The organism is Planktosalinus lacus (assembly GCF_014640155.1).
In the GTDB taxonomy this organism is placed as follows: domain Bacteria; phylum Bacteroidota; class Bacteroidia; order Flavobacteriales; family Flavobacteriaceae; genus Planktosalinus; species Planktosalinus lacus.
Map to the genome: position 1 here is coordinate 105,800 of NZ_BMGK01000009.1, position 12,116 is coordinate 117,915.

The following is a 12,116-nucleotide window of genomic DNA, read 5'->3' on the forward strand; positions in this document are numbered from 1 at the left end:
ATGCAAGAAAAATTTGAAAATGTAAAAACTGTGATTCCCAATGGATTTTGGGAAACTTTCAACAGTTTTATGAATTTTGAATTGATAAGTTTTGGCAACGATCAAAATAGGATTGTTATTACAGCTGGGCTAATCATTCTACTTCTTGTTTCGCTTTTTGTTGTTAAGTTGGTTCTTCGCTTAATTCGTAAAATTTATACAAGAAAACTAGAGCCAGACGAGAAGCTCCGGTTTTTAGGTGCATATAATTTTATAGGTTATTTGGTTTATATTCTTGTTTTTGTTTCTGTTTTAAGTTCTGCCGGAATTGATATTACACTACTTTTAACGGCCACTGCAGTAATATTTATAGGTCTTGGGCTCGCAATGCGAGAAATTTTTCAAGACATCATTGGTGGTATTTATATTATTCTTGATAAATCGGTTCAAGCTGGTGATATCATTGAGGTAAACGAAAAAGTTTGTAAAGTTTTTGACACCAAGCTGCGAACTACTAGAGCTGTAACACGCGATGAAAAAGTAATTGTGATTCCTAACCATAAATTTGTTACAGACCCTGTAATTAACTATACCCAGAATTATAAAAATACCCGTCAATTTGTTAAGGTAAGAGCAGCTCTAAATGCAGATGTAGATCAAATAAAGAATATATTGATTGAATCAGCAAAGTCACATCCTAAAATTTTGAAAAAGCCGGAACCTTTTGTGTTTTTTGAAGATTTTGGAGAGGATGCGCTTCATTTTGGAATTTACTTTTTCATTTCTGAAAGCTTTTTGGAGCCAAAAATAAAAAGTGATTTGCGATTTGTCATCGAAAAAGAATTTAGAAAACACGCTATTAAATTTCCATACCCACAAAGAGACATTCACCTGTATAAAACAGAAAAGCCCGAATAATTTCAAATTAAGAAAGCATGCCCAAAATATTAATTATTGAAGATGAAGAGTCCATAAGACGTGTGCTAGTTAAAATTCTATCTGAAGAAAACAATTCTTACCAGGTTTCTGAAGCCTCAGATGGTCTGGCCGGAATGGAACTCATCAAAAACGAAGACTTTGATCTCGTTTTATGCGATATCAAAATGCCAAAAATGGATGGAGTTGAAGTTCTTGAAGCTACAAAAAAAATAAAACCCGAAATTCCAATGGTTATGATTTCCGGACACGGAGATTTGGATGTTGCAGTAAATACAATGAGATTGGGAGCGTTTGATTATATCTCAAAACCACCTGATTTAAACAGGTTACTCAATACCGTTAGAATCGCACTTGACAGAAAAGAACTAGTTGTTGAAAACAAAAAGCTCAAGAAAAAAGTAAGTAAAAACTACGAAATGGTGGGGGAGTCCAAAGCAATTCAACATATCAAAGATATGATTGAAAAAGTGGCGCCTACTGAAGCACGTGTACTAATAACTGGAGCAAATGGTACCGGAAAAGAACTGGTAGCACATTGGATACACGAAAAAAGTGAGCGTTCAAAAGGACCTATGATTGAAGTTAACTGTGCAGCAATCCCACCAGAATTAATAGAAAGTGAACTTTTTGGACACGTAAAAGGAGCTTTTACTTCAGCAATAAAAGATCGAGCAGGTAAATTTGAAGCAGCCAATGGAGGTACACTTTTTCTCGACGAAATTGGTGATATGAGTCTCGCAGTACAAGCAAAAGTACTTAGAGCATTGCAAGAAGGCAAGGTGCAACGTGTAGGAAACGATAAAGACATTAAGGTTGATGTAAGAGTTGTAGCTGCCACCAATAAAAACCTTAAAGAAGAAATTAAAGAAAACCGTTTTAGAGAGGATTTATATCACAGGCTTGCCGTAATTTTAATTGAAGTACCGGCACTGGAAGACCGACGAGAAGATATTCCTTTGTTAATTGAGTTTTTTACTGAAAAAATTGCCAACGAGCAAGGAATATTAAAAAAGAGTTTTGACAAGAAAGCCATTCAGCTTCTTCAAGAGTATGATTGGTCAGGAAATATTAGAGAGCTGCGTAATGTAGTTGAAAGACTCATCATTTTAGGGGGAAAAGAAATAACAGAAGGAGATGTAAAAATGTTTGCTACTAAATAGTTCTTTTAAATTCTTTATATTTCAGCAAAATTGAAACACTTGATCTTGATATGGATAACATTCAGTTAAACGATTTTAAAATCACTAAAACAATTTCTGTTGATAACTTGCCAACAAAACTCACTCTTGAAGCATCAGAAAAGGAGATCAAGAAAGAACTAAAAAAGGCAAGAAAGAAACTTGGAGATATTCAAAACACCCAATATGCACATGGCAAATATGGGGTTTTGGTGTGTTTTCAAGCGATGGATACAGGTGGAAAAGACAGTTTGATTAGAGAAGTTTTCAAAGATTTTAATGTAAGAGGTGTAGTCAACTATAGCTTTAAGACACCGTCTGATAGAGAATTAAGGCACGGATATCTATGGAGACACTATGTGGCTCTTCCCGAACGAGGAAAATTTGCTGTTTTTAACAGAACCCACTATGAAAATTTACTTGTAACCCGCGTTCATCCACAATATGTTTTAAATGAAAATATTCCAGGCATTGATAAAATTGAAGATATAACTGAAAAATTTTGGGATAAACGATTTGAACAAATCAACAACTTTGAAAAAACAATTACAGATAATGGAACCATCATCGTAAAGTTCTTTTTAAATATTTCAAAAGAAGAGCAAAAAAACAGACTGTTAAGGCGACTGGACAAACCAAATAAAAACTGGAAATTTTCTCCAGGAGATTTGAAAGAACGAAAGCTGTGGGATACTTATATGGGGTATTATGAAGATGTATTTAATAGAACATCCACAAACTATGCACCTTGGTTTAGCATTCCTGCAGATGATAAGCCTACCGCACGAATGCTAGTGGCAAAAATTTTATTGGAAATCATGGATTCCTATACAGATATTAAAGAACCTGAATTACCAGAAGAATTAAAAGCTCAAATCCCTCAATATATTGAACAATTAAATAACGATTAATACTTAATCAATGAAACAGTTTATTTTTCTCCTAATTATTTTATCTATTTCTTTAACCACATTTGCTCAAAAAGTTAATCAGCAAGATTCCATCATGCTGAGGAAAATATTTGACGAGGCACTTGTAAATGGTAAAAGTTATGATTGGCTTGAACATCTTTCAAATTCAATCGGTGGACGACTATCGGGCTCTCTAGAAGCCGAAAGGGCGGTTTCTTATACCAAAGAAGAATTAGAAGAGTTAGGCTTAGATAAAGTTTGGCTTCAACCTGTGATGGTTCCAAAATGGGTGAGGGGAGTAAATGAGTATGCTTATTTTGAATCAACAACAGGAAATTCAACAGTGGTCAATATTTGTGCCTTGGGAGGCTCTGCACCCACTCCAGAAGGCGGTTTAAAAGCCAATATTGTTGAAGTAAAAGGTCTAGAAGAACTGGCTGCTTTAGGAAAAGAAAAAATTGAAGGTAAAATTGTTTTTTACAACCGGCCTATGAATCCTAAATTGATACAAACATTTGAGGCCTACGGTGGTTGTGTAGATCAGCGTTATGCGGGTGCAATGGAGGCTTCAAAATTTGGTGCAACAGGAGTAATTGTAAGGTCGATGAGTTTAAAAATTGATGAGCACCCACACACAGGAACAATGACTTATGGCGACTTGCCACTGGAAGACAGAATACCGGCAGCGGCAATAAGTACAAAAGACGCCAATCTGTTAAGTGGTGCTTTAAAACTAAACCCCAAAACCACTTTTTATTTCAATCAAACTTGTAGAGCATTTCCAGATGTAGAATCGTTTAATGTGATTGGAGAAATTACAGGTTCAATGTATCCTGAAAAGGTGATAGTAGTTGGCGGACACCTGGACTCATGGGATATGGGAGACGGAGCCCATGACGATGGCGCCGGGTGTGTTCAATCAATGGAAGTGTTAAGACTGTTTAAACGATTAGATTATAAACCAAAACACACCATTAGGGTAGTTCTGTTTATGAATGAAGAAAATGGATTAAGAGGAGCCAGAAAATATGCAGAGGTTGCAGAAAATAATAATGAAAAACACATTTTTGCCCTTGAAAGTGATGCGGGTGGTTTTACACCAAGAGGTTTTTCATTTCAAAGTTCTGATGAAGATTTCAAACAAATTGAAAACTGGAAACCTTTATTTGAGCCTTATTTAGTGCACTATTTTGTTCAAGGGGGTAGTGGTGCTGATGTAGCACCATTAAAGAAGGATTATAACGTAATGGCCGGTTTAAGACCCGACTCTCAACGATATTTTGATTATCATCACGCCCATACTGATACATTTGATAAAGTTAACAAGCGTGAACTTGAACTGGGAGGCGCTGCAATGACATCATTGATTTATTTGTATGACAAGTATGGAACGGTGAATGATCCTGTGGAATAAGTAATATTTTACTCAAAACTAAATACAAAAACGCATTTATAAAAATAAATTTTATGAATGTGTTTTTCTATTTTTAAAAGGATACATCATTTGCTTTCCAAAATCTTCCGGAAAATCATCGTCATCGTGAAAGCCCAGTTCAATGTCTTTTCCATCTTTTGGGATGTATGCGGTCTTAAATATGTAATCCCAAATGCTTAAAGTTAATCCGAAATTCATTCCGTATGGGTGTTTTTCTGGCAAAGCTTTGCTGTGATGCCAAATATGCATTTTGGGGTTGTTAAAAATAAAACCTAAAAATCCATAATTCCAGCCAACATTGGCATGATTTAAATGTCCCACAAAAACGGCAAACATATGTACTATAAAAAACTCCTGTATCCCAAAACCAATCATTGCAAGCGGGAGATACTGTACAGTTTTATAAATAATAGTTTCCATAAAATGAAACCGGAACTGAGCAGCAAATCCCATTTCCTTTACACTATGATGTACTTTATGAAATTCCCACAACCAGGGTCTTTTGTGCAATTGACGATGAACATTCCATTGAATAAAATCTGCAATAACAAACATTATTAACAGTTGAGACCAGGCGGGAAGGTTTTGAATATTGATGGCAACAAGATTTGATATTCCAAAAAGGCCCAAAAAATCATTGAATAATTCAACACCTATATTGGAAATAGCATTGTAGCCAACTAGTGAAAAAAGGAAAAAATTAAAAAGAATATAAAAACTATCTAACCAAAACCCTTTTCTAAATATTTTTTGACTTTTCCTCCAGGGAATTATGATTTCAATAGTCCATACCAGTAATGATAGTGCAATTAACCAATAAAAATAATTGGTCCATGATGGGTTTGAAATTTCATTGATCAGATAATGAAAATAACCGGTAAATGATTCTTTAGCAATGGTGATATACTTTTCCAATAGTACAATTTTTTACAAAAATAATTGAATCAGAGTTTTGAGAAAGTAACCAATGTTACAATTTTAATCACTCAATTTTAGCATCTAAATGGGTGAGCGTATTGGTTATAAAATTTACCACATTGTAATAAAATTCCGGTTGAATATTTTTAAATTCATCTGCCGGTTTATGATAATCAGGATGATCTTCTACACCAAAATACAAGAAGGGAATTCCCGCTTTGTGAAATGGTGCATGGTCTGAAGAACTTACCCAACTATCTTTACCATCAAGCCCGTCATGACCCATGCTTATTTTAATGGGAAGTGATTCATCGGGTACCGATTCAAAATATGATTTTAATGAAGGCGTGAAGCGAGTACCACAAATGTAAATTTCGTTATTTTCATTACGGCTTATCATATCCATGTTTAGGTTCAAAATAATTTTCTTATTAGTGGAGTTAACAAAGTAGTGTGCTCCCTGAAGACCCATTTCTTCCGCGTCAAGTGCAAGAAAAATAAATGAATTTTTTGGTGGGTTGGATTTAAAATATTCTGCCATTAACATTAAAGCTACCGTACCGGAAGCATTATCATCTGCTCCGTTATAGATTGAGTCATTATCTACTGATTTATCAATACCCACATGATCAAAGTGTGCTGTTACTGCAATATAGTTTTTAGGGTTTTCTGTACCTTCAATAATGGTAATAACATTGACTGCCTGGTGAGTCTGATTGCCTCTTTCAAACCGAAAGGGTTGAAGTATAACATCCAAATCCTTTTCAATAAAAAAATCAATTATATAATTTCTAGCTTTTTTATTTTCAGGTGTTCCCGTTTTCCTACCTTTAAAAATATCTGATGATAAATATTCTATTTTTTTAAGTAACTCAGTTTTTGAAATTGTTTGCAGGGAGTAATCAACTGTTTGAAATTGATTGTTTAGCTGTAAATTGTTCTCTTGACTAATGAGATTAGTACTAACCAATATAAGAACAATTGTGCTGATTAAATGAGTTTTCATAATTGAATATAAATTTTATTTAAAAAATATTGTTGTTAAAGGTACATAAAAGCTATGTTTAGTGTATTATTTTAAGAATGGAAAAAATCGTTTTGTTTTAAGACTATAATCTTTATATTCAGGAAAAACAATAGTTAATTTTGCTTCTTCATATTTTGTCTTAAAGTAAAAAAGTAAAAACAAGAGTACAGATACCCCAATCTTAAATCCGGACTGAAAATAAATTCCACCAAAAAAAGTCAGTAAAAACAATGCTAAATATATAGGGTGTCTGCTATATTTAAAAACTCCGTTTGTAATAAGTTTTGCATTTTTTTTTGGAGACGGGAAAATAGATATATTTATATTTAATTGAATTAACGCAATGAATAAAATTATTGAAGCAAATAATATAAACAAAATGCTAATGCTTTGTATATATTTGGGTGATGTAAACCTTAGAGATTCAATTTCTATGAGGTAAGAAGCAAACAAAATTAGCTGAATTATTACAAAAGTTGAGTCTTTATGATTCATTTTTTTAAGATAGTTAATTATTAATTACAATAATTTGTTGACTCAAAGTTATAAATGAAGACATTAAGAATAAAACCCATAAGAAAAGTAACTTATTTGCAATTGCTGTTACTTCACGGTGCAATGGGTTTTTTAGTTTATTTAATTCCATTTGCTTCAAAAGTTATTTTCTTGAGCGTAGTTTTCTTTTTCTTTTTCTTGATTGTAAACAAAGCTAATAAAAATGATGAAGCATTACTGGCAGCAGCTTATATAACAGGTGCAGAGTTGTTTTTTAGAATGACAGGAGGTGTTTTTTTTTACGAATCCGGAAAATATTTAGTGATTTTATTTTTAGTAATTGGTCTTTTTTATAAGGGACCATCAAAACGGACACTACCTTATTGGTTGTATATTTTTTTATTGATTCCTGGAATTTTCTTTTCAGCAATGAATTTAAACTTTGACACCAATATAAGAAATGCAATTGCCTTTAATCTTAGTGGACCTATAACTGTTGGAATTGTAGGCATTTATTGTTTTTTTAGGAAAATATCATTAAACAGAATTCATCACATTTTTCTTGCGGTTATGTTACCTATAATAACATTAACAATATATTTATTTTTATATACACCAAGCATTCGTGATTCTTTGAGTGGAACCGCATCAAATTTTGCTGCTTCCGGTGGATTCGGGCCTAATCAGGTTTCCACAATTTTAGGTTTAGGAGCAATTATTTTATTTATACGCTTGTTTACAATAAAAAGTAGGCTCTTAAATATTATTGATCTAATTTTATTAATGTTAGTTTGTTATCGGGGTTTAGTTACTTTTTCAAGAGGTGGAATGTTAGGCGCATTAATATGTAGCGTTGCTTTTTTATTAATTTATCTGTATTATGCAGACGGTATAACAAAAGCTAAACTTCTACCTAGAATTATCTTAATTTCAGGAGTGCTTATCACAACATGGGTGTTTACTTCGGTAATAACTTTTGGCCTCATTGACAAAAGGTATAGCAATCAAGATGCTGCGGGAAGAGTTAAACAAGATATTACCACCGGTAGAGCTGAACTTATGGAAACTGAACTAGATGCTTTTTTCAGTGCACCCTTGACAGGAATTGGAATTGGAAAAATTAAAGAATTCAGAGAAGAAAAACTTGGTAAAACCGTAGCTACTCACAACGAAATAAGTCGTTTGCTTTCTGAACACGGTGTGCCAGGATTGATAGCTCTATTTATTATAGCTTTAAGTCCTTTACTTTATTGGTTGTTTTATAAACCAAATATCTATTTTTTTGCTTTTTATTTTTTTTGGTTGATAACTATAAGTCATTCATCAATGCGTTTGGCAGCGCCTGGTTTTATATACGGACTTTGCCTTTTATATATTTTAAATGAAAAGAGTACTATACATAGGAAACAAACTAAACAATCAAAACAGCACAGTCACATCAATTGAAACTTTAGGAAATTTATTAAAAAAAGAAGGTTATCAAGTAATAACTGTATCTGATAAAAAAAATAAAGCGCTTCGGTTTATTGATATGTGTTTTTCTGTTTTTAAGTATCAAAAACAAACAGATGTCATACTTATTGACACATACAGCACGTTGAATTTCTATTATGCTCTTGGAGTTTCGATCTGTGCTCAAATTGTCAGATTACCTTATATACCAATACTTCATGGAGGAGGTCTGCAACTTAGGTTAAGAAATGATTACAAAAAAAGTAAATTTTTATTTAATAGAGCAATGTGCAATGTTTCTCCATCTTTTTATTTAAAAGAAAAATTTGAAGAATTTGGATATTTTAATATTATCACAATTCCTAATACAATTGTACTTAAACATTATCCATACAAACCAAAAGTTCCTTCAAAAACTATTCTTTGGGTTAGGTCATTTTCCAAAATATATAATCCGATGCTTGCCATAAAAGTTGTAGAACAAATGCTTCCAAAACATCCTGATATTAAATTGTGCATGGTTGGCCCGGAAAAAGATGGCTCATTAAAAGAATGTAAAAATTATGCAGAACGGAAAAGTCTCCCGGTTACTTTTACAGGAAAATTATCCAAAGAAGAATGGATAAAAATTTCAGAAAATTTTTCAATTTTTCTCAATACAACCAATTTTGATAATACACCCGTAAGCATAATAGAAGCAATGGCTTTGGGTTTCTCAATTGTGTCTACCTCAGTAGGAGGAATACCCTATTTATTAGAACATAGAAAAGATGCCTTACTTGTTCCACCTAATTCTGACAGTGCTTTTATTGAAGCGCTAGAAGAATTATTTTCAGATTCAGATTTACCAAAAAAACTTTCAGAAAACGCCCGCATAAAAGCCGAAAAATTTGATTGGGAAATAGTTAAACAGAAATGGTTTGAAATTTTAAACTAAGTTGTTGTATTTTTAAAATCCAAATCTAAATAATGGCCAAATCTAAACATATACATTTCGAGGTTTCTGAGCGAAAGATCTTGCTGCGTGTATTTGATATAGCTTGTGTCTTGCTTCTTTTATATGGACTGGGAAAAATTTTTAATTTTGATTATTTTATTATATCAGCAGATACTTGGGAATGGCCATTTGTATTAGCTATCTATATTTCAATTTTCGCAACAGTATTTGAAATGTATGACCTTCAAAAGGCTGGTAAAATAGATGTTGTTTTTAAAAATATTGTACTCACCACTTCTTTGACAGTTTTGTTTTATTTACTAACTCCTTTTTACACCCCTCAATTACCTGGAAACAGATTGCAAATTGTATTTTTTTATTTAGCGATTGTAATAGCACTATTTTTATGGCGATTGGCATACATTACATTAATTTCTGCCCCCAGGTTTTATAAGAGAATTTTAATTATTGGAAATGGAAATAATGTTGAGATGATGGCAAACGCTATTGAGAAGTCTGATCCAAATTATAAAGTTATTGGGTATATAAACACATCAAAGAATAATGAGATATCTCTAAATATTAAAGAATTTAAGACATTAGATTTAAACACTATTATTCAAGAAAATTCAATTTCAGAAATTATTATTGCTGGTAATTTTTCTAAAAAATTATCTCTTCCAATCTATTCTAATCTTATCAATTTACTCGAAAAGGGTTTTTCAATTAAAGAATACACTCAGGTTTATGAAGACTTAACCCAAAGAGTTCCGGTACATCACGTTGAAAAAGATTTTTACAGATATTTTCCATTTAGTAGAAGCAATCAAAATAAACTGTATTTGTTTTTTCATCGCTTTATGGATTTAACTATATCTGTAATTGGACTTTCTTTTGGAGTACTCCTTTTACCTATAATCTTTTTAGGGAATTTACTGGCAAACCGGGGACCGCTTTTATACTTTCAGAATCGTGTGGGTAAATATGGAAAATCATTTTATATCATAAAATTGAGAAGTATGGTAGAGAACGCTGAAATTGATGGTGCAAAATGGGCAACAGAAGGAGATATTAGAATCACAAAATTTGGTAAATTTTTACGTAAAACCAGGATAGATGAAATTCCACAATTTATAAATGTTATTAAAGGAGATATGAGCGTTATTGGTCCACGACCTGAAAGACCTGTTTTTGTTAAAGAGCTTTCAAATGATATTCCATTTTATGAAATAAGACATATTATTAAGCCCGGGTTAACCGGATGGGCACAGGTTAAAAGTAATTATGCTTCAAGTAAAGAAGATGCCCTTGAAAAACTGCAATATGATTTGTATTATATTAAAAAAAGGAGTATTTATTTAGACTTAAATATTTTGGTTAAAACCCTGAGCACAATTATTTTCTACAGAGGTCATTGATTTACAAATCTTTAATAGTTTTTTTGATAAATTTAAATGTTAAAGTCTATTTTATTGAATCTTTTAATAACATTTTTTACTAATTTAGATTTTATCAAATTCAAAATTCTTGCCTATTCAACATAGCTACTTTAATTAATTAAATGTCTATTTAATTTTAAACCCATTTATATTATGGCAAGAGCTATGTTTGACTATACAAAGGCTGTACTTGCAAAAGTTAGTTTTGATGCTAATCTTTTTTGCAGAGAACTCCAAAAAGCCTTAAAGCGTCTATTACCTTATGAAATTGAAGAGTTGAAAATTTGGGTGAATTCACTTATTAAGCAAAATCCAGATTTAAATGAGTGTTTGATATATCTAAAGCCTTAAAAGTTATTGCTTCCTAGATTGTTATAAACTTCGATGACATTAGGTTAGTTTTAAGTGTTAATAAAATTTATTCCTTTTATATAACTCTTTAGGAAGCTTTACTTTTTATTTAAAGGACTAATAATTTTTACATCCTGAAATGCAATTGCACCCCTAACAATTCCAGATATTACATTAAAAAGCGCATCTATAATTTGTGGTTTTAATTCACTTTTATGCTGAATGATACTAACCTCTCTAGCTGGAGAAGGTTCTTTAAAATGGCGTAAATACTTTTTTTCATTATCTTTAATATCTAAGGTATGAAGATAGGGAAGAAGCGTCATTCCCAACCCTTCATTAGATAATTTTATGAGTGTTTCAAAACTACCGCTTTCAAGTTGAAACTTATCAATATTGTTTATTTTTGAAGCTTTACAAAGGTTTATAACCCCATCTCTAAAACAATGTCCATCTTCAAGTAGTAATATATCTTCCAAGTCAAGATCATCAACTGTGATTTCCTTCTTTGAAAACAACCTGTGATTTTCTGTGATGTAAGCCACAAAGGGCTCAAAATAAATTACTCGTTCTAAAATGCTTTCATTGGCCAAAGGAGTTGCTGCAATTGCAGCATCGAGGTTTCCTTCATTTAACTTTTGGATGCATTCCTCTGTATTTAACTCTTCAATTTTTAATTGAACTTTAGGATGTTTTCTTGTAAAAGCTTTTAAAAACATGGGTAATAAGGTGGGCATGACAGTTGGTATAATCCCTAATTTAAAATCACCACCTATGTATCCTTTTTGTTGATCAACAATATCTTGCATCCTGTTTGCTTCATTTACAATTTTTCTTGCCTGTTCAACAATTTGCTGGCCCACAGCTGTGAGTCTTAAGGGCTTGGTAGACCTGTCAAAAACTAGAATGTCGAGCTCATCTTCGAGTTTTTGAATTTGCATACTCAAAGTGGGTTGAGTGACGAATGTTTTTTCGGCTGCTTTTGTGAAGTTTTTGTGCTCAGCAACCATTAAGACGTATTTTAATTGTGTAATTGTCATTGCATTTAAATTTCT

The 12,116-nt window shown here is 32.2% G+C and carries 12 protein-coding genes; 8 read left to right on the top strand and 4 right to left on the bottom strand.

Annotated elements, in window-relative coordinates; genetic code table 11:
* Genes IEV69_RS11365 through IEV69_RS11380 form a run of 4 tightly spaced genes read left to right on the top strand, consistent with a single transcriptional unit; the run spans position 1 to position 4,421 of the window.
* Complete coding sequence (locus IEV69_RS11365; RefSeq protein ID WP_188442552.1) at positions 1 to 897, top strand: mechanosensitive ion channel family protein; 897 nt, start codon at positions 1 to 3, stop codon at positions 895 to 897.
* A gap of 17 nt (positions 898 to 914) precedes the next feature.
* Complete coding sequence (locus IEV69_RS11370; RefSeq protein WP_188442554.1) at positions 915 to 2,078, top strand: sigma-54-dependent transcriptional regulator; 1,164 nt, start codon at positions 915 to 917, stop codon at positions 2,076 to 2,078.
* Positions 2,079 to 2,128: 50 nt separating this feature from the next.
* On the top strand, positions 2,129 to 3,007 hold the full coding sequence (locus IEV69_RS11375; RefSeq protein ID WP_188442556.1) for a PPK2 family polyphosphate kinase: 879 nt from the start codon (positions 2,129 to 2,131) through the stop codon (positions 3,005 to 3,007).
* A gap of 10 nt (positions 3,008 to 3,017) precedes the next feature.
* The gene (locus IEV69_RS11380) at positions 3,018 to 4,421 is read left to right on the top strand and encodes a M20/M25/M40 family metallo-hydrolase (protein ID WP_188442558.1); all 1,404 of its coding nucleotides are present in this window, start codon (positions 3,018 to 3,020) and stop codon (positions 4,419 to 4,421) included.
* 51 nt (positions 4,422 to 4,472) lie between these two features.
* Here the strand turns inward: IEV69_RS11380 and IEV69_RS11385 are convergent, their stop codons facing one another.
* From IEV69_RS11385 to IEV69_RS11395, 3 genes are all read right to left on the bottom strand, one after another.
* Entirely contained in the window at positions 4,473 to 5,357 is an 885-nt protein-coding gene (locus IEV69_RS11385) for a sterol desaturase family protein (protein ID WP_188442560.1), read from the bottom strand.
* A 67-nt stretch (positions 5,358 to 5,424) separates the two neighbouring features.
* Complete coding sequence (locus IEV69_RS11390) at positions 5,425 to 6,366, bottom strand: M28 family peptidase (RefSeq protein WP_188442561.1); 942 nt, start codon at positions 6,364 to 6,366, stop codon at positions 5,425 to 5,427.
* A gap of 66 nt (positions 6,367 to 6,432) precedes the next feature.
* Complete coding sequence (locus IEV69_RS11395; RefSeq protein WP_188442563.1) at positions 6,433 to 6,882, bottom strand: methyltransferase family protein; 450 nt, start codon at positions 6,880 to 6,882, stop codon at positions 6,433 to 6,435.
* A gap of 54 nt (positions 6,883 to 6,936) precedes the next feature.
* On the opposite strand from IEV69_RS11395, the gene IEV69_RS11400 reads away from it, so the two are divergent.
* From IEV69_RS11400 to IEV69_RS11415, 4 genes are all read left to right on the top strand, one after another.
* On the top strand, positions 6,937 to 8,328 hold the full coding sequence (locus IEV69_RS11400) for an O-antigen ligase family protein (protein WP_188442566.1): 1,392 nt from the start codon (positions 6,937 to 6,939) through the stop codon (positions 8,326 to 8,328).
* A complete protein-coding gene (locus tag IEV69_RS11405) occupies positions 8,264 to 9,271 on the top strand; it encodes a glycosyltransferase family 4 protein (protein WP_188442568.1) in 1,008 nt (335 codons plus the stop codon). Before IEV69_RS11400 ends, IEV69_RS11405 begins: the two co-directional genes overlap by 65 nt.
* Positions 9,272 to 9,303: 32 nt before the next feature.
* Complete coding sequence (locus IEV69_RS11410; protein WP_188442569.1) at positions 9,304 to 10,689, top strand: sugar transferase; 1,386 nt, start codon at positions 9,304 to 9,306, stop codon at positions 10,687 to 10,689.
* A gap of 174 nt (positions 10,690 to 10,863) precedes the next feature.
* Positions 10,864 to 11,061, top strand: coding sequence for a hypothetical protein (locus IEV69_RS11415; RefSeq protein WP_188442572.1), 198 nt, complete (start codon positions 10,864 to 10,866; stop codon positions 11,059 to 11,061).
* 98 nt (positions 11,062 to 11,159) lie between these two features.
* Here the strand turns inward: IEV69_RS11415 and IEV69_RS11420 are convergent, their stop codons facing one another.
* Positions 11,160 to 12,101, bottom strand: a complete 942-nt coding sequence (locus tag IEV69_RS11420) for a LysR family transcriptional regulator (RefSeq protein ID WP_188442574.1) — start codon at positions 12,099 to 12,101, stop codon at positions 11,160 to 11,162.
* Positions 12,102 to 12,116: the final 15 nt, after the last annotated feature.

Excerpts from the sequence above, each read along its gene's own strand:
- IEV69_RS11410 (WP_188442569.1), top strand. The coding sequence starts at position 9,304 with ATGGCCAAATCTAAACATATACATTTCGAGGTTTCTGAGCGAAAGATC.
- IEV69_RS11415 (WP_188442572.1), top strand. The coding sequence starts at position 10,864 with ATGGCAAGAGCTATGTTTGACTATACAAAGGCTGTACTTGCAAAAGTT.
- IEV69_RS11380 (WP_188442558.1), top strand. The coding sequence starts at position 3,018 with ATGAAACAGTTTATTTTTCTCCTAATTATTTTATCTATTTCTTTAACC.
- IEV69_RS11375 (WP_188442556.1), top strand. The coding sequence starts at position 2,129 with ATGGATAACATTCAGTTAAACGATTTTAAAATCACTAAAACAATTTCT.
- IEV69_RS11370 (WP_188442554.1), top strand. The coding sequence starts at position 915 with ATGCCCAAAATATTAATTATTGAAGATGAAGAGTCCATAAGACGTGTG.
- IEV69_RS11405 (WP_188442568.1), top strand. The coding sequence starts at position 8,264 with ATGAAAAGAGTACTATACATAGGAAACAAACTAAACAATCAAAACAGC.
- IEV69_RS11400 (WP_188442566.1), top strand. The coding sequence starts at position 6,937 with ATGAAGACATTAAGAATAAAACCCATAAGAAAAGTAACTTATTTGCAA.
- IEV69_RS11420 (WP_188442574.1), bottom strand. The coding sequence starts at position 12,101 with ATGACAATTACACAATTAAAATACGTCTTAATGGTTGCTGAGCACAAA.
- IEV69_RS11390 (WP_188442561.1), bottom strand. The coding sequence starts at position 6,366 with ATGAAAACTCATTTAATCAGCACAATTGTTCTTATATTGGTTAGTACT.
- IEV69_RS11365 (WP_188442552.1), top strand. The coding sequence starts at position 1 with ATGCAAGAAAAATTTGAAAATGTAAAAACTGTGATTCCCAATGGATTT.
- IEV69_RS11395 (WP_188442563.1), bottom strand. The coding sequence starts at position 6,882 with ATGAATCATAAAGACTCAACTTTTGTAATAATTCAGCTAATTTTGTTT.